General features: G+C 72.3%; 17 protein-coding genes. 9 read left to right on the top strand and 8 right to left on the bottom strand.

Going from position 1 to position 17,044, the window contains the following annotated elements; all coding sequences use genetic code 11:
* Positions 1 to 15 precede the first annotated feature (15 nt).
* On the top strand, positions 16 to 405 hold the full coding sequence (locus QM626_RS02950; RefSeq protein WP_415073802.1) for a DUF1304 domain-containing protein: 390 nt from the start codon (positions 16 to 18) through the stop codon (positions 403 to 405).
* Between the two features lie 8 nt (positions 406 to 413).
* On the opposite strand, the gene QM626_RS02945 is transcribed toward QM626_RS02950, so the two are convergent.
* The gene (locus QM626_RS02945; RefSeq protein ID WP_415073800.1) at positions 414 to 734 is read right to left on the bottom strand and encodes a hypothetical protein; all 321 of its coding nucleotides are present in this window, start codon (positions 732 to 734) and stop codon (positions 414 to 416) included.
* 56 nt (positions 735 to 790) lie between these two features.
* Here QM626_RS02945 and QM626_RS02940 point away from each other — a divergent pair, with 56 nt between their 5' ends.
* From QM626_RS02940 to QM626_RS02925, 4 genes are all read left to right on the top strand, one after another.
* On the top strand, positions 791 to 1,111 hold the full coding sequence (locus QM626_RS02940) for an ATP-dependent DNA ligase (protein ID WP_415073798.1): 321 nt from the start codon (positions 791 to 793) through the stop codon (positions 1,109 to 1,111).
* A gap of 91 nt (positions 1,112 to 1,202) precedes the next feature.
* A complete protein-coding gene (locus QM626_RS02935; protein WP_415073790.1) occupies positions 1,203 to 1,328 on the top strand; it encodes a hypothetical protein in 126 nt (41 codons plus the stop codon).
* 9 nt (positions 1,329 to 1,337) lie between these two features.
* Positions 1,338 to 2,183: an alpha/beta fold hydrolase gene (locus QM626_RS02930; protein WP_415073788.1), complete on the top strand. Its 846-nt coding sequence runs from the start codon at positions 1,338 to 1,340 to the stop codon at positions 2,181 to 2,183.
* A 34-nt stretch (positions 2,184 to 2,217) separates the two neighbouring features.
* Positions 2,218 to 3,267: a biotin/lipoate A/B protein ligase family protein gene (locus tag QM626_RS02925; protein WP_415073786.1), complete on the top strand. Its 1,050-nt coding sequence runs from the start codon at positions 2,218 to 2,220 to the stop codon at positions 3,265 to 3,267.
* 170 nt (positions 3,268 to 3,437) lie between these two features.
* Here QM626_RS02925 and QM626_RS02920 read toward each other — a convergent pair whose 3' ends face one another.
* Positions 3,438 to 4,067 carry a TetR/AcrR family transcriptional regulator gene (locus QM626_RS02920; protein ID WP_415073784.1) on the bottom strand — a complete coding sequence of 210 codons (630 nt, stop codon included), beginning with the start codon at positions 4,065 to 4,067 and terminating at the stop codon, positions 3,438 to 3,440.
* Between the two features lie 125 nt (positions 4,068 to 4,192).
* On the opposite strand from QM626_RS02920, the gene QM626_RS02915 reads away from it, so the two are divergent.
* Both QM626_RS02915 and QM626_RS02910 read left to right on the top strand, forming a co-directional pair.
* Positions 4,193 to 5,455, top strand: a complete 1,263-nt coding sequence (locus QM626_RS02915) for an MFS transporter (protein ID WP_415073782.1) — start codon at positions 4,193 to 4,195, stop codon at positions 5,453 to 5,455.
* A gap of 20 nt (positions 5,456 to 5,475) precedes the next feature.
* Positions 5,476 to 7,746, top strand: a complete 2,271-nt coding sequence (locus QM626_RS02910) for a glycoside hydrolase family 3 C-terminal domain-containing protein (RefSeq protein WP_415073780.1) — start codon at positions 5,476 to 5,478, stop codon at positions 7,744 to 7,746.
* Positions 7,747 to 7,881: 135 nt separating this feature from the next.
* Here QM626_RS02910 and QM626_RS02905 read toward each other — a convergent pair whose 3' ends face one another.
* The 4 genes from QM626_RS02905 to galT all read right to left on the bottom strand — a co-directional run bounded on the left by QM626_RS02905 (position 7,882) and on the right by galT (position 11,882).
* Positions 7,882 to 8,718 (bottom strand): alpha/beta fold hydrolase, encoded by an 837-nt coding sequence (locus QM626_RS02905; protein ID WP_415073778.1) that lies wholly within the window; start codon positions 8,716 to 8,718, stop codon positions 7,882 to 7,884.
* 114 nt (positions 8,719 to 8,832) lie between these two features.
* Positions 8,833 to 9,525 (bottom strand): hypothetical protein, encoded by a 693-nt coding sequence (locus tag QM626_RS02900; RefSeq protein WP_415073776.1) that lies wholly within the window; start codon positions 9,523 to 9,525, stop codon positions 8,833 to 8,835.
* 24 nt (positions 9,526 to 9,549) lie between these two features.
* On the bottom strand, positions 9,550 to 10,716 hold the full coding sequence (galK, locus tag QM626_RS02895) for a galactokinase (protein WP_415073774.1): 1,167 nt from the start codon (positions 10,714 to 10,716) through the stop codon (positions 9,550 to 9,552).
* Entirely contained in the window at positions 10,713 to 11,882 is a 1,170-nt protein-coding gene (gene galT, locus QM626_RS02890) for a galactose-1-phosphate uridylyltransferase (RefSeq protein ID WP_415073834.1), read from the bottom strand. Before galT ends, galK begins: the two co-directional genes overlap by 4 nt.
* Positions 11,883 to 12,082: 200 nt before the next feature.
* On the opposite strand from galT, the gene QM626_RS02885 reads away from it, so the two are divergent.
* The gene (locus QM626_RS02885; protein WP_415073832.1) at positions 12,083 to 13,078 is read left to right on the top strand and encodes a LacI family DNA-binding transcriptional regulator; all 996 of its coding nucleotides are present in this window, start codon (positions 12,083 to 12,085) and stop codon (positions 13,076 to 13,078) included.
* Between the two features lie 78 nt (positions 13,079 to 13,156).
* Here QM626_RS02885 and galE read toward each other — a convergent pair whose 3' ends face one another.
* Both galE and QM626_RS02875 read right to left on the bottom strand, forming a co-directional pair.
* Positions 13,157 to 14,134, bottom strand: a complete 978-nt coding sequence (gene galE, locus QM626_RS02880) for a UDP-glucose 4-epimerase GalE (RefSeq protein WP_415073772.1) — start codon at positions 14,132 to 14,134, stop codon at positions 13,157 to 13,159.
* Positions 14,131 to 15,204: a LacI family DNA-binding transcriptional regulator gene (locus QM626_RS02875; RefSeq protein ID WP_415073770.1), complete on the bottom strand. Its 1,074-nt coding sequence runs from the start codon at positions 15,202 to 15,204 to the stop codon at positions 14,131 to 14,133. The genes galE and QM626_RS02875 overlap by 4 nt, the downstream gene beginning before the upstream one ends.
* 107 nt (positions 15,205 to 15,311) lie before the next feature.
* Between QM626_RS02875 and QM626_RS02870 the strand changes: the two genes are divergently transcribed.
* Positions 15,312 to 17,044, top strand: a 1,733-nt coding sequence (locus QM626_RS02870) for a beta-galactosidase (RefSeq protein ID WP_415073768.1), incomplete at its 3' end; no start/stop codon positions are given.

Below are 17,044 nucleotides of genomic sequence, written 5' to 3'. Positions count from 1 at the left end.
CGCCATGATGGTGGCGTGCTGATCACCGGACTCGTCGTCGCAGGCATCGCCGCGCTCATCCACGTCTACATCTTCGTGCTGGAGTCGGTGCGGTGGCGGCATCCCCGCACCCGCGCGATCTTCGGCATCCGCTCCGACGAGGAGGCGCGGGTGACCGCGCCGCTGGCCTTCAACCAGGGGTTCTACAACCTGTTCCTGGCGGTGGCCACGGCGCTCGGCATCCTGTTCGCCGCCGTCGGATCCCCGACGATCGGAGTCACGCTGGTGTTCGCCGGGACGGGGTCGATGCTCGCCGCCGGCGTCGTGCTGGTCGTCTCGAGCCCGTCGCGGGCACGCGCCGCGCTCGTGCAGGCGGTCGCCCCGCTGCTCGCGATCGTGCTGCTGGTGGTCGCCCTGGTCGGCTGAGGCGCGGCTCAGGACTCGACGGGCGTCGGGTCGATCTGCTCGGCCACGAGCATGATGCCGCCGGACGAGTTCGCGGAGTTCGCGAGGTCCTCGATCCATTCGCGGCTGAGCGTGGCCGGCTCAGGATCGTCGAACACGAACCGCAGCGGGATCGACGGGTGCAGCCAGACGGTGCTGCGCCCCCGGGGCTGCTCGTCGGGGTGCCGCCACGACAGGGTGAAGCTCTCGCCCCGGCGGAGCTTGGTGGCGATGACGACCTTGAGGTGCGCGAGGGCACGGTCTTCGACGTGGATCGGCGTGCTCGTGCCGCCGTAGTAGAGAGTGCCCATGTGGCAAACATAGTCCGCGCGAGCGTCCTTCGGGCCATATGTGAAACACTCGTGCCGTGGGCCGCTTCATCTACGACACGAACGCCAACGCGGTCGATATCGAGGACCGGACGCTGGCGCACCTGCGCATCGTCATCATGAACAAGCTGCGTCGCGGCGAGCCGTTCATGTTCGACGTCGAGATCGGCGACGGCAGCGGACGCCGCAGCTTCTGGGTGCATCCGTCCGTGCCGCTGCAGTTCCACTTCTACGGCAGTCGCACGCCGCGCATCAACCGCGCCTGGGTCGAGGAGCTCATGCTCGCCGCGTCCGGCCCGAACGGGCTGACGATCGTGCCCGAGCCCGAGGAGGACGCCGCGCCGCCGGCCGTCGGCTGACGTCGGGTACGCTTCCGGCCGCAGCCTGTCAAGACCGATGCGCGGGACGCCGCCACGAGGCATCCTGGCTTTCGGTCGGAAGGAGGCGGCGGTGGATCGAATCAGGCCCGAGGACGTACCCGATGCGCCGCTCACCTTCGAGGAGGTCCCCGGCATCGACGTCATCGACGGCGAACTGGTGCCGCGTACCCCCCACGGTCCTCAGGTCGGTGGCTAGAGTCGGGGGATGCCGGAGTTCATCGACGCGCACGGCGTCGCGATCGTCTACGACCGACACCCCGCCCAGGGCACGCCGCGCGGCGTCGTGCAGCTGCTGCACGGGGTCGGCGAGCACGCCGGTCGGTACGCCACGCTGATCGAGGCGCTCACCGCCGACGGCTTCGCCGTCTACGCCGACGATCACCGCGGTCATGGCCGCACCGGCATGCGGCAGTGGGGGGATGCGGCCCGCCTCGGCCGCCTCGGGCCCGGCGGCCATCCCGCCGCCGTCGCGGCGGTCTGGCAGTTCACCCGGCTGATCCGCGACGAGAACCCGGACCTGCCGCTCGTGCTGCTCGGCCAGTCGTGGGGGTCCTTCCTGGCGCAGATCCTGGTGAACCGGCACCCGGACGCCTACGACGGCCTCGTGCTGACCGGGTCCGCGCTGCGCTGGCCCGGCTCACTGCACGGCGGGGACTTCAACGCCCCGTGGAAGGCCGAGGGCGGCACCGGGATGGAGTGGCTCTCGTCCGACCCGGCGGTGCCCGCCGCATTCGTCGCGGACCCGCTCACGACCACGACGCACCTGATCCGGCTGTTCGGCCTCGTGGATGCGGCGCGCCTGTACGGGAGGCCCCGCCGGCACCTCGGCGTCGACATCCCGACCCTGCTCATGGTCGGCGGGCTGGACACCGTCGGCGGCCCGCGCAGCGTGCACCGGCTCGCCGCCGCCTACCGCGACCGGTCCGGCTTCACCGACGTCACGACGCTCGTCTACCCCGGTGCCCGCCACGAGCTGTTCAACGAGGGCGTGGCCGCGGACGTGCGCGCGAATCTGCGTGCCTGGCTCGACGCCCGCTTCCCCGCCCGCTGATCCCGTCCCGGCGGACGGCCATAGGCTGAGAGGCATGCACGGCGAGTACAAGGTCCCCGGCGGCAAACTGGTCGTCGTCGACCTGGAGGTCGAGGCCGGGCGCATCGCGCAGTTCCACCTGGCCGGCGACTTCTTCCTCGAGCCCGACGACGCGCTGCTCGACATCGACGCGGCCGTGACCGGCCTGGCGGTCGAGACGGATGCCGCCGGAATCGCCGCCGCGGTGCGTCAGGCGCTGCCGGACGGCGCGCAGCTGCTGGGCTTCACGCCCGAGTCGGTGGGCACCGCCGTGCGCCGCGCGCTGGTGACGGCCCCGGGCTGGACCGAGTTCGACTGGGAGATCGTGCACGACGGCCCCGTCTCGCCGCGCATGAACCTCGCCCTCGACGAGGTGCTCACCACCCGCGTCGGCGACGGACGGCGCAACCCGACGCTGCGGCTGTGGGAGTGGGACGAGTCCGCGGTCGTGATCGGCTCGTTCCAGTCGGTCCGCAACGAGGTCGACCCGGACGGCGCGGCGCGGCACGGCTACGACGTCGTGCGTCGCATCTCCGGCGGCGGCGCGATGCTGATGGGGGCGAACTCGATCGTCACCTACTCGCTCTACGTGCCGGCGTCCCTCGTGGCCGGCATGACGTTCGCCGACTCGTACGCGTTCCTCGACGACTGGGTGCTGCAGGCGCTGCGCTCGCTGGGCATCGACGCGGTCTACCAGCCGCTGAACGACATCGTGGGCCCCGCGGGCAAGATCGGCGGCGCGGCGCAGAAGCGTCTCGCCAACGGCGGCGTGCTGCACCACGCCACGCTGTCCTACGACATGGACGGGCAGGTGATGACCGAGGTGCTGCGGATCGGGCGGGAGAAGCTGAGCGACAAGGGCACGACCTCGGCCGCCAAGCGCGTCGACCCGCTGCGCAGCCAGACCGGGCTGGCGCGCGAGGACATCATCGCGCGGTTCATCGACACGTTCGCGCACCTCTACGGCGCGGTGCCGGGACATATCTCCGAAGAGGAATATGCCGAGGCGGAGGCGCTCGTCGCGTCGAAGTTCGCCACCGACGCCTGGCTGCATCGCGTGCCCTGACGCCGGCGCCCTCGGCCGCGACCGAGACGCAGGACGCGCCGGCAGGCGATGTCGCCGACCGGAACCCAGGACGAACCGGCCCAAGGAGCGGCTCGCTCGGTCAGGACGCGGCGTGTCGGCGCCGGCGTCCTGAGTTCCGCTCCACGGGCGCCTGCGCGGGGTCGGGGGCGTCACGACGCGGCATCGCCGGCCTCACCCGCATCCACCGCGCCCGGCGCGAGCACGAGGAACAGTGCCCGGACCACCTCGGCCATGTCGGTCTCGGGCTCCAGCATCCACTGCAGCTGCATGCCGTCCGAGATCGCCTGCAGCATGCGGCAGATCGTCTCGGCCGGCACCGCGTCGGTGACGATCCCCTCGCGCTGAGCCTGCGCCACGACCTCGCCGGAGGCCGAGCGCAGCGCAGTGCCGCGCTCGACGAAATAGCGGTGGGCGGGATGCTGCGGGTCGGCGCCGTCGACGGCGAGTCGCGAGAACAGCTGCACGAGCCCCGGCACCTCGGCGTTGTGGCGGACGGTGCGGAGGTAGCCGTCGATCAGCCGTGCGATCGAGGGCGAGGTGGACGGCGGCGGCTCGAACGCGGCCTGGTCGACCTGGTCGCGCGTGCGCAGGATCTCGGTGAACAGCTCCTCCTTCGAGTCGAAGTAGTGGAGCAGCCCCGCCTGGCTCAGACCGACGGCGTCCGCGATCTGCCTGACCGACGCGCCGCGGTACCCCTCGCGCGCGACGACGTCGAGCGCGGCGCGGAGGATCTCCTGGCGCTTCGCGACGCCTTTCGCGTAGGAGCCTCGTCGGACCATGCCCCGAGGATAAACCGAACGTCGCTTGTGATTACAAAACCGAGTGGCATAAAGTTTCTGCGAGCGCTCAGCGCCGAGCGCCACCCGAGAGAGAGACCAGGACCATGACAGTGCCGTCAGAGCCCATGACCGAGAACACCTTCGTCGCGAAGGCATCCGGAACCGACGACCCGCCTCCGCCGCTGAAGGGCCTGCGCCGGCTCATGCTGTGGATCATCCCCGCCAACCTCGCGATCTTCATGATCTGGGGCGCGGTGCCGGGCATCCTGCTCCCGCAGCAGATCACGCTCCTGTTCGGCGAGGGCAACGACGTCGCGCCGCTCGCGATCGTGGCCACGATCGGCGCCTTCGCCGCCATGATCGCCCAGCCGGTCGCCGGGCAGATCTCCGACCGCACCCGCGCGCGGTTCGGCCGTCGCGCTCCGTGGATCGTGCTCGGCGCGCTCGCCGGCGGGCTGGCCCTGGTGGGCCTCGCGTTCGCGGACTCGCTCGTGGGCCTGATCATCGCCTGGACGCTCGTGCAGATCTGCTACAACTTCGCCCAGGGACCGCTGTCGGCGATCATGCCCGACCGCGTCCCGACCGCGCGCCGCGGCACCTTCGCCGCGGTGTCGGGCATCGGTCTCATGGTCGGCGCGCTCGGCGGCTCGATCGTGGGCGCGCTGTTCTTCGACAGCATCGTCGTGGGCTACGTGTTCTTCGCCGTGTTCGCCCTCGTCGTGCTCGCCCTGTTCGTCCTCGCCAATCCCGACTACCCCAGCACCGCGCTGCCGCGTGAGCCGTTCGGGCTCGCGGACTTCCTGCGCACCTTCTGGGTCAACCCGCTGCGCCACCCCGACTTCTTCTGGGCCTTCACCGGCCGGCTGCTGCTGTACACCGGGTACTTCGCGGTCACGGGCTACCAGCTGTACCTGCTGCGGTACTACTTCCGCGTCGACGAGCCCCAGACCGTCATCCCGCTGCTGGGGATCCTGAGCCTGGTCGGCATCATCGTGTCCACGATCGTGTCGGGACCGCTCTCGGACCGTATCGGACGTCGGAAGCCCTTCGTGTTCGCGTCCGCGGCGGTGGTCAGCCTCGGGTTCCTGCTGCCGTGGTTCTGGCAGGACCTGGCGGCGTGGATGATCATGACCTTCATCGCCGGCTTCGGCTTCGGCATGTTCCAGGCGGTCGACACCGCCCTGATGAGCGAGGTGCTGCCCTCGGCGAAGTCGTTCGCGAAGGACCTCGGGGTCGTCAACATCGCGGCGACCCTCCCGCAGACGCTCGCCCCCGGCGTCGCCGGCGCCATCGTGCTGGCGCTCGGCTATCAGGCACTGTTCCCCGTCGCGATCGTGCTCGGCATCCTGGGCGCCCTCGCCGTCTGGCCGATCAAGGCGACCCGCTGACCCCCACGAAAGGAATCCCCATGACGGACATCGACGCCATCGTCGCAGACCTCACCCTGCCGGAGAAGGCCTCCCTGACCAGCGGTGCGAGCTTCTGGTACACCAAGCCCGTCGAACGCGCCGGCATCCCCGCCATCATGCTCACCGACGGCCCGCACGGGCTCCGGAAGCAGGCCGAGGGCGGGGACCACCTGGGTCTCGGCAGCAGCGTACCGGCCACGTGCTTCCCGCCGGCGGTGGGCCTCGGCTCGTCCTGGGACACCGATCTGGTGCGCCGCGTCGGCGAGGCCCTCGGCACCGAGACCGCGATCGAGAACGTCGGCGTGCTGCTGGGCCCGGGCGTGAACATCAAGCGCTCGCCGCTGTGCGGCCGGAACTTCGAGTACCTCTCCGAGGACCCGATCCTCGCCGGCGTGCTGGGCGCCGCCTACGTCGACGGCGTCCAGTCGAAGGGCGTCGGCACCTCGCTCAAGCACTTCGCCGCCAACAACCAGGAGGACGATCGGATGCGGGCCAGCTCCGACGTCGACCCGCGGCCGCTGCGCGAGATCTACCTCCGCGCGTTCCAGCGGGTCGTCGAGGACGCGCAGCCCTGGACCGTGATGTGCTCGTACAACCGCATCAACGGCGTCTACGCCTCGGAGGACCCCTGGCTGCTGACGCAGGTGCTGCGTGACGAGTGGGGCTTCGAGGGGCTCGTGGTCTCCGACTGGGGCGCGGTGAACGAACGGGTGGCAGCGCTGGCCGCGGGGCTGGACCTCGAGATGCCGTCCTCGAACGGCCGCACGGATGCCGAGATCGTCGCCGCCGTGGCGGCGGGCCGGCTCGGCGAGGACGCCGTGGACCGCGCGGCGGTTCGTGTCATCGACCTCGTCCGCAAGGTCGAGGCGGGAGCGGGCCGCATCGCCGGGCCGCTGGACGTCGACGCGCACCACGCCCTCGCCCGAGAGGCCGCGGGCCGGTCGATGGTGCTGCTGCGCAACGAGGGCGACCTGCTGCCGCTGGCCACGGACGCCTCGATCGCGGTGATCGGGGCCTTCGCCGCGAAGCCGCGCTATCAGGGCGCCGGCTCCTCCATGATCAACCCCACCCGTCTCGACGTCGCGCTCGACGAGATCCGCGCGCTCGCGGACGGCGAGGTCACTTTCAGCGAGGGCTTCTCGACCGGGCTCGACGTGAGCGAGCAGGAGTCCGCACGGCTCCGCGACGAGGCGGTGGCCGCGGCGTCCGGGGCCTCGGTCGCCGTGCTGTTCCTGGGGCTTCCCGCGCGGCTCGAGTCGGAGGGCTACGACCGTGACGACATCGACCTGCCCGTCGACCAGCTCGCGCTCGTCGACGCCGTGCTCGCCGTTCAGCCGAACACCGTCGTGGTGCTCTCCAACGGCGGCGTCGTGGCGCTGCCGTTCGCCGACCGGGTGCCCGCGATCCTCGAGGGATGGCTGCTCGGTCAGGCCGGCGGCGGGGCGACGGCCGACGTGCTCTTCGGGGTCGTGAACCCCTCCGGCAAGCTCACCGAGACGATCCCGCTGCGGCTGGCCGACACCCCCGCCTACCTCGACTTCCCGGGCGAGTTCTCGCACGTGCGCTACGGCGAGGGGCTGTTCGTCGGCTACCGCTGGTACGACGCCCGCGGCCTCGACGTCGCCTTCCCGTTCGGGCACGGCCTGTCATACACCACGTTCGCCTACCGGGACGCCGCGGCATCCGTCACCGCGCACGGCGACATCGAGGTGCGGGTGACGGTCACCAACACCGGCGCCGTCCGGGGCCGCGAGGTCGTGCAGGTGTACACCTCGCTGCCCGGCTCGATCGTGCAGCGGCCGGTGCGCGAGCTCAAGGCCTTCGCCTCGGTCGCCCTGGGCGCCGGCGAGAGCCGCGAGGTCGTGCTGACGGTGCGCCGCACGGACCTGGCGTACTGGGACGTCCGCATCGACCGCTGGGTCGTCGAGGGCGGGAGCTACGCCGTCGCGGTGGCGGCATCCAGCCGCGACGTCCGGGCGACGCAGGAGGTGGAGGTCGCCGGCGACGCGGTGCGCGTGCCGCTGAGCCGCTCCTCGTCGATCGGCGAGGTGATGGCCGACCCGGTGGCGGGCCCGATGGTGCAGGCCGCGTTCGCCTCGATGGCCTCGAGCCTGGGGGACGTGTCCTCGATCATGCCCGAGGGCGTCTCGATGGAGAAGATGATGCAGTCGTTCCCCATCGGGCGGGTCACGATGATGGCCGGCGACTCGGTCACGCCCGAGATGATCGACGGCCTCATCGCGACGGCCAACGGCGCCGCGTCGGCCTGACGCCCGCCTCCCCGGCCCTCGCGCCTCGCGTCTCGCGCCTCGACCGCGAGACCGCATCCGAGCGCCGAGACCGCGGGTTGAACCCACGGTCTCGGCGCCGGAATGCGGTCTCGCCGCCGCGGCGGGTCGGTCGCATCACTCCACGAGGAACTCGAGGATCGCGGCGTTGACCTCTTCGCCGTGTGTCCACAGCAGGCCGTGCGGGGCGCCCGCGATCTCGACGTAGCGGGCATCGGGCAGCAGCTCGTGGAAGCGGCGCGCGGTCTTGTCGATGGGGAGGATGTTGTCCGCCGTGCCGTGCACGATGAGAGTCGGAACGTCGATCGCGCCGATGTCGCCGCGGAAGTCGGTCGGCCAGGTCAGCGGAGCCGCGGCGATCGCGGCGTTGCCGGCGCGGTTCCCGGTCTGCACGCTCGCGGCGAGCGCCTCCGGGGAGATGCGCTCGCCGAGGTTCTCGTCGAGGTTGTAGAAGTCACGGAAGAAGCCGGTGAGGAACGCGTACCGGTCGTCGGCGACGGCGGCGGACGTGCCGTCGAAGAACGCCTGGTCGCCGGCGCCGTCCGGGTTGTCGGGGGTCGTGAGCAGGTACGGCTCCAGAGAGCCGATGAACACCGCCTTGGCGACCTTGGCGCTGCCGTGACGCGACAGGTACCGGGCGATCTCGCCGGTGCCCATCGAGAACCCGATGAGCACGACGTCGGCCAGGCCGAGGCGGCTGATCATCCGGTGCAGATCGGCGGCGTAGGTGTCGTAGTCGTGCCCGGTCGCGGTCTTGGTCGAGGAGCCGAAGCCCCGGCGGTCGTAGGCGATGACGCGGTAGCCGGCGTCCAGGAGCACACGCTGCTGCTTGCCCCACGACTCGCCGTCGAGGGGGAAGCCGTGGATGAGCACGACCGCCTGCCCGCTGCCCTGGTCGGTGTAGAACAGGTCGATCGGTGCCGAGTTCTCGGTGCCGACGGTGATGAATGCCACGGTGTCCTCCTTCGATCGCGGACGCCGACGCGCCCAGAGTCGACGATAGGCCGCGGCGCCGTGCGGCGCACCGGTGGGTCGAGCGCCCCTCACCCCTTCGCGTTCATCGCGTCCTCACCGCGTCGCGCTGCGGTGCTCGACCCGCCCGTTCGGCAGTGTCAGCTCGAACGGCACCGGCGAGTCCACCTCCACGTCGTCGCCGGTGACGGTGACGGTGATCCAGCCGTGCGGCGTCGGCGCCGTGCCCTCGAACCGCGCGAGAACGCCGTAGGCCGGTGCGATCCGTGCCCGCGTGAAGCCCGGCTCCGCCGGCGTCACGCCGAGCACGAACGCGATGAGGTCGCGTGTGGGGGTCGCGCTCCACCCGTGCACCGGCGTCCCCCAGCCCCAGCACTCGCCGAACGTGTCGTAGCCGTCGACGAGGAACTCGGACCACCGGCGCATGCTCGCCACGATCAGATCAGGTCGCCCGGCCGCGGCATACGCGTCGTGCACGATGGATGCCGCGAACGGCTCCGCCACGACGACCTCGCGGTCGGCATCCCAGTCCACCGTCTGCACGCCGCGCAGCTGATCGAGGATCTTGGCCGTGTCGTAGCCGCCGTGCCCGCCGATCCACGATCGGACGACATGGCGCCGGCGGTCGCCGATCCAGGCCACGATGCGCGCGACCCGGTCGGCAGGCGCGAGACCCGACGCGACGGCGAGCGCGCCGGCGAGCTGCGAGGCGGCCGCCTGCCGTCCGCCCCCGACGACGTGGTCGACGTAGGTTCCGCGCCGCTCGTCCCAGAACGCCTCGTAGCCCACGATGCGGTCTCGCGGAGAGGGCGGTCAGTCGCGGCGGGCGCCGGCGGACGGCGTCACCGTGAACACGTGCGGTGCGGCGAAACCGGATGCGGCGAACGCCGTCGTGACCGCGTCCGCCGCCGCGGCGACCCGGTCGCTCGGCACGAGGGCGATCGCGGCCCCGCCGAAGCCGCCGCCGGTCATGCGCGAGCCGATCGCGCCGGCGGAGAGCGCGGCATCCACCGCCGTGTCCAGCTCGGGCACCGAGATCTCGAAGTCGTCGCGCATCGACGCGTGCGAGGCCAGCAGCAGCGCGCCGATCGCGAGCGGGCCGCTCTCGCGCAGGGTGCGCACCGTCTCGAGCACCCGCTGGTTCTCGGTGACGATGTGGCGCACGCGGCGGAAGGTCACCTCGTCGAGCACCTGCGCCGCCCGCGGCAGATCGGCCGCCGTCACGTCGCGGAGCGAGGGCACGCCCAGCAGCCGCGCGCCGAGCTCGCACGACGCGCGGCGCTCGGCGTACCCCCCGGTCGCGTGCGCATGCTTCACGCCCGTGTCGATCACCAGCACCTCGAGCTGCGCCTCGGCGAACCCCAGCGGGATGATCTGGGTCTGAAGCGTGCGGCAGTCGAGGAAGATCGCGGCATCCGCCTGGCCGAGCATCGACGCCGTCTGGTCCATGATCCCGGTCGGCGCGCCCACCGCCTCGTTCTCGGCGCGGCGACCCGCGGCGGCCAGCGCCCGGCGGTCGAGCCCGAGTCCCCACAGCTCGTCGAGGGCGACCGCCACCGCGCCCTCGATCGCCGCCGACGACGACAGCCCGGCTCCCACCGGCACGTCCGAGGCGAGTGCGATGTCGACGCCGGGCACATCGCCGGACGCCGACGGTCGCAGCGTCCATGCGACGCCGAGCGGGTAGCGGGCCCACTCCGGGATCTCGTCCCGGCGGGCGGGGAACAGCGCGTCGAGCTCGGCGAGGCCGACCTCGACGGCCTCGTCCGCGAACGTCGACGCGACCCGCACGCGGCCGTCGGCACGCGCGCCGACGGCCGCGTGCGTGCGGGCCTCGATCGCGAACGGCAGCACGAACCCGTCGTTGTAGTCGGTGTGCTCGCCGATCAGGTTCACGCGCCCCGGGGCCGACCAGACGCCCGCGGGCTCGCCCGCCGACAGCGTCGCGAACAGCGCCCCGGCGGCATCCGCGGCGCTCACAGCGTGATCCCCTCGACCGCCGTGCGCAGGCGCTGCGCGGACTGCTCGGGCGGGACGTCGCCGATCCAGGCCCCCATGGCCGCCTCCGATCCGGCGAGGTACTTCAGCTTGTCCGCCGCGCGCCGGGGGGACGTGATCTCGAGCCGCAGCCGGACGGTGTCGCGGCCGACGTGCACGGGGGCCTGGTGCCAGGCCGCGATGTACGGGGTCGGGCTGCCGTAGAGGGCGTCGAGGCCGCGCAGCAGACGCAGGTACAGCGGGGCCAGCTCGTCGCGTTCGGCGTCGGTGGTCCCGGCGAAGTCGGCGACGTGCCGGTGGGGCAGCAGGTGCACCTCGATCGGCCAGCGGGCGGCGAACGGCACGAACGCCGTCCAGTGCTCCCCGGCGAGGATGACGCGCTCGTCGCCGCGCTCGCGCTCGAGCACGCGCTGCAGCAGGTCCGGCGCGGTGCGATCGATGCTCTCGAGCAGGCGGTGCGTGCGCGGCGTGACGTACGGATAGGCGTAGATCTGGCCGTGCGGATGCGGCAAGGTCACCCCGATCTCGGTGCCCCGGTTCTCGAAGGGGAACACCTGCTCGACGCCGGGCAACGCGGACAGCGCGGCGGTGCGGTCCGCCCATGCCTCGATCACGGTGCGGGCGCGGGTCACCGTCTGCGTGCCGAAGGAGCCGGCGGTCTCGGGGCTGAAGCAGACGACCTCGCAGCGTCCCACGCTCGTGCGCGTGCGGTCGAAGCCGAGCGTTTCGAAGTCCGCCAGGCCGCGCGGCGGGTCGGCGGCTGCCGGCGCGTCGCCGGCCTGCTCGGCCAGCGCCGGTCCGAACGACGGGGAGCGGTTCTCGAACACCGCCACGTCGTAGCGCGACGGGATCTCGGAGGGGTTGGCCGGGCTCTGCGGCGCGAGCGGGTCGAGCTCGGCCGGCGGCAGGAACGCCCGGTTCTGTCGCGACGCCGCGACCGAGATCCAGTCGCCCGTGAGCACGTCGAGCCGCATCGTCGCGGTCTCCGGGCGCGGGTCGAGCGTCCGGAGGTCGACAGCGCGCTCCGGCGGCAGCGACGTGCCCGGGTCGTCGTAGTAGATCAGCTCGCGGCCGTCGGCCAGGCGGGTCGGGCGCTTCACGACACCGGCCCCCAGGGGGTATGCGTCCAGCGTCTCTGCGTCGGGCATGTTCACGATAACACGCTACGACAACGTCCATGATATCGTCAACACGCCGGCATCGCCACGCGGCGGCGCGATCCGGCTCGGAAGGGACGACGATGGCCGGCGACCTCGACGGGCAGGCGCTCGCGCCGCCCGAGCCGGCTCCGGGACGCGCGGCATCCGAGCCGGCCGCGCCCCGCTCTCCGGGATCCGCGCGGGTGTCGATGGCCGATGTCGCCGCGATCGCGGGTGTCTCCGCGCAGACGGTGTCCCGAGTGGTCAACGGCAGCCCGCGGGTCGACCCCGCCACGCGGGCTCGCGTCGAGCAGGCCATGGCCGACAGCGCCTACCGCGTCCATCGCGCCGCGCGTGCGCTGCGCACCGGTCGGACCCAGACCATCGGCCTGGTCGCGTCCACCCTGGCATCGGTCGGCAACTCGCGGATGCTGCAGGCCGTCACCGACGCGGCCGCCGCGCGCGGCTACGCCGTCACGATCGTGACGCTGACGGCGGGCGTCGCCGACGCGTTCGTGCGCCTGCGGGAGGTCGGTGTCGACGGCGCGATCGTGCTCAACGAGGCGACGGCGGTCGCACGCGGCGTCGCCGTGCCGGAGGGGCTGGCGCTGGTGATGGTGGACGCGCCGAGCGAAGGACGGGACGGGGCGCAGGCGGCGTCCGGCGGCTATGCGGTCGTGCAGACCGACCATGCGGCGGGAGCCGCGGCGGCCACGCGGCACCTGCTGGAACGAGGGCATGAGACGGTGTGGCACCTGGCGGGACCGGAGGCCTCGTTCGCCGCGGACGAGCGGGTGCGCGGGTGGCGGGAGACGCTGTCGGGGGCGGGACGCCGCGTGCCCGAACCGCTGCGGGGCGACTGGACAGCGGCCTCCGGCTACACCGCCGTGCGCGCGCTGCCGCCGGTCGCGACGGCGCTGTTCGCCGCCAACGACCAGATGGCGCTCGGCGCGCTGCGGGCGCTCGCCGAGGCAGGCCGCGAGGTCCCCGGTTCGGTCAGCGTCGTGGGCTTCGACGACGTGGCGGATGCCGCCGACTACCGGCCGCCGCTGACGACCGTCCGCCAGGACTTCGACGCGCTCGGCGCCGCCGCGGTCGCGGCGCTCATCGGCGTCATCGACGGCGCCGTCGCCGGCACGCAGGTGCTGCCCGCCTCGCTGATCGTGCGCGCGAGCACGGCGGCGCCCTCGGCTCGACCGAGCTGAGCCGAGGGCGCCGCAGACCTGTCGAGCCGCGCAGTGAGCCGGCGAGGGCATCCCGGCCGGGGATCCGCGGCGGCGCCGTCAGGCCGCGTTGCGGCGGGCCTCCCAGCCGGTGCGGACCATCTCGTCGACCGAGTGCCGCATCCGCCAGTCCAGGTCGCGGGCGGCGAGCTCGCCGGTCGCGACGATGCGGTCGGGGTCGCCCGGCCGGCGCGGGCCGATCTCGGCCGTGAACGGGATGCCGGTCACCCGGGCCATCGCGTCCATGATCTCCTTGACGCTCAACCCGTTCTGCGATCCCAGGTTGTACGCCGACTCGACCCGGTCGCCGGCGGCCAGGCGCTGCGCGGCCACGACGTGGGCGGCGGCGATGTCGGCGACGTGCACGTAGTCGCGCACGTTCGTGCCGTCCGGGGTGTCGTAGTCGTCGCCGTTGATGCGGGGCGTCTCGCCGGCGAGCAGCTTCTCGAACACGATCGGGAACAGGTTGTGGGGGCTCGTGTCGTACACCGTCGGGTCGCCGGAGCCCACCACGTTGAAGTAGCGCAGCGAGGTGTGACGCAGCGGATGCGGCGAGCCGGCGGTCGCCACCCCGACATCGCGGATCAGCCACTCGCCGATCAGCTTCGACTCGCCGTAGGGAGAGGCGGGGCGCTTGGGCAGGTCCTCGGTGACCAGCGGCACGTCGGGCGTGCCATAGACCGCCGCGGACGAGGAGAAGACCAGGTTGGGCACGCCCGCCGCATCCATCGCCTGCAGCACCCGGCGCGTGCCCTCCACGTTCTGCTCGTAGGTGTGCAGCGGGCGCTGCACCGAGACACCGGCGTACTTGAAGCCGGCGACGTGGATGACGCCGACCGACGCGTGCTCGCGGAGCGTGCGCGTCACCAGGTCCGTGTCCAGGATGCTGCCGCGCACGAACGGGACGTCCGCCGGCACGAAGCCGGCGTGGCCGCTGGAGAGGTCGTCGATGACGATCGGCGGCAGGCCCGCCGCCGCGAGGGCCCGGACGATGTGGGCGCCGATGTAGCCGGCGCCGCCGGTGACAAGCCAGGTCATTCGTGTTCCTCTCGTTGGATGATCCTGCCGACGCGGGCGCCGCCGTACGGCCCCGTCGACTCTCTCACAATCAGCCGCGTGTCGATCGTGTGCAGGCCCGGGTCGGAGTGGCCGGTCTCGATCTCTCGCACGATGAGGTCCACGGCGGTGGCCCCGGCGGCCTCGAAGTCCTGATGCACGGTCGTCAGCGGCGGCCAGAACTGCGACGACTCCGCCATGTCGTCGAAGCCGACGATGCTCACCTCCTGCGGGATGCGGACGCCGCGCTCATGGAACGCGTGCATCGCCCCCAGCGCCATCTGGTCGTTCGCGGCGTACACGGCGGTGACCTCGGGATCGTCGGCGAGCACGAGGCCGGCCCGGTAGCCGGAGTCCGCGCTCCAGTCGCCGGTCAGCGGCGAGGGCACCGATCTGCCGGCGCGCTCGAGCGCGGCACGCCAGGCCGCGGTGCGCTCGTGCGCGGAGTTCGAGGCGGCAGGACCGGCGATGTGCTGCACGGTCGGGTGCCCGAGCGACAGCAGGTGGCCCACCGCCAGTTCGGAGCCCTGCGTCTGATCGGTGTTCACGGAGGGGATGTCCGGCCGGTCACCGGACTCGACGACGACGCTCGGGATGCCGGCCGGGAACTCGAGCGTCACGGCGGACACCAGCTGCGACTCGATGACGACGACGATGCCGTCGACCGCATGCCGGCCCAGGCGGGTCAGCGCAGACGAGACGCCGTCGGCGCGAACGGCGGGCTCGGCGTCGACCTGGATGAGCTCGATCGCATACCCCAGCGCGGCGGCTCGATCGGCGACCGCACCGAGGGTGCGCAGGTTCCCCAGCGTCTGCAGATCGAAGACGACGACACCGATCGAAGCGAACGCTCCACGCCGCAGGGCTCGAGCGGCGCCGTTCGGACGGTAGCCGAGCTCGGCCATGGCGGCGAGCACGCGGCTGCGGGTGGCGGGGGACACGTTCGGATGATCGTTCGCGACGCGCGAGACCGTCTGGCCGGAGACGCCGGCTCGTGCCGCGACGTCACGCAGCGATACCGCGCCGGAGCGCTCGATGCGGGGAATGCTCATGCCAGGACGACTCCGGTGGGGATGCTTGTTGACGTCAACATGCTACGCTCACGCTCGCGGATGTTCACGTCAACATGCGCGAGCACGCCCCGTCCTGAAGGAGTGAGATGACCATCGACAGCGTCCGTTTCGGCGGCGACTACAACCCCGAGCAGTGGCCGCGGGAGGTCTGGGACGAGGATGTCGCGCTCATGCAGCGCGCCGGAGTCACGAGCGCATCGGTGGGGATCTTCTCCTGGGCACGGCTCGAGCCGCGCCCAGGAGAGTACGACTTCGACTGGCTGGACGACGTGCTCGACACGCTCCACGCCGGCGGGATCCGCGTGCTCCTGGCCACCGCGACCGCCTCGCCGCCGGCATGGCTGGCCCGGCTGCATCCGGAGTCCCTCCCCGTCACGATCGATGGCACCCGGCTCGCGTTCGGCTCACGCCAGCAGTTCAGTCCGAGCTCGAGCACGTACCGGGAGCACGCCGCCCGTCTGGTCGAGCAGCTGGTGCGACGCTACGGCGCGCATCCGGCCGTGGAGGCCTGGCACGTCGGAAACGAATACGGCTGCCACGTCGTCCGCAGCTATGACGCGGAGTCCGCCGCGGCCTTCCGAGAGTGGCTGCGGGCACGCTACGGCACCATCGAGCACCTGAACGACGTCTGGGCCACCGCGTTCTGGTCGCAGCGCTATGACAGCTTCGATGAGGTCGGCGTTCCCGCGCAGGCTCCCACCTTCCGCAACCCGACGCAGCTGATCGACTTCGACAGATTCAGCTCGGACGCCCTGCTCGACCTGTATCTGATGGAGAAGCGGATCATCCGGGAGCACTCCCCGAACATCCCCGTCACCACCAACTTCATGGGCTTCTTCGCTGGTGCCGACTACTGGCGGTGGGCCGAGCACGTCGATGTGGTGTCGGACGACATGTACCCGGACCCGGCGGACCCGCGCTCGCACATCTCCGCCGCCGCGGTGCGCGACCTGATGCGCTCGCTGGGGCGCGGCCGGCCGTGGCTGCTGATGGAGCAGGCGACGTCCGCCGTGAACTGGCGGGAGCGCAACGCGCCCAAGCCGGCGGGCCTGTACCGTCTGCTGTCGCTGCAGTCCCTCCTGCGCGGCGCCGACGGCATCCTGCACTTCCAATGGCGCCAGTCCGCCGCGGGCGCCGAGAAGTTCCACTCCGCGATGGTTCCGCACGCCGGCACCGACACGCGCGTCTTCCGCGAGGTCGCCGCACTCGGAGCGGAGCTGGGCGAGCTGGGCGAGCTGGTGGGCCAGCCGGTCCCCGCCGAGGTCGCGATCGTCCTGGACTGGGACAGCTGGCGGGCGGTCGAGCAGGAGGCGACGCCCGCGCAGATCGACTACGTCGAGACGGTGCTGCGCTGGTACGAGGGGTTCCTGCGGCGCGGCGTCACCGTCGACTTCGTCCAGCCCGGCGGTGACACGGACGCGTACCGGCTCCTCGTCGCGCCCGTGCTGCACGTGGCCGACGACCGTGCGCTGGCGGCGCTCGCCGCGGTGCCGGAGCGCGGCGACGTGCTGGTGGTGGGCTACCAGTCCGCGGTGCTGGACGAGAACCTGCACGTCCGCCTGGGCGGCTACCTGGGCGGCGCCGGCGGACCGCTGCAACGCGCGCTGGGCGTCTGGGTCGAGGAGTTCGCGCCGCTGCCCGCGGCCGATGCGGCCGCCGCACTCGCTGGCGAGATGCCGGGGACCGGTCTCGGCTGGCAGGAGACGGTGCGCGTCGTGGACGCCGAGGTCGTGGCGCGGTTCGCGGACGGGTTCGCTGCGGGCGGGCCTGCGATCACGCGGCGCGCGACCGGCGCCGGCGCGGCGTGGTACGTCGCCAC

It is taken from the genome of Microbacterium sp., assembly GCF_047606385.1.
Taxonomy (GTDB): domain Bacteria; phylum Actinomycetota; class Actinomycetes; order Actinomycetales; family Microbacteriaceae; genus Microbacterium.
Note: the sequence above shows the minus strand (reverse complement) of the source record. Positions and strands in the feature narration are given on the sequence as shown.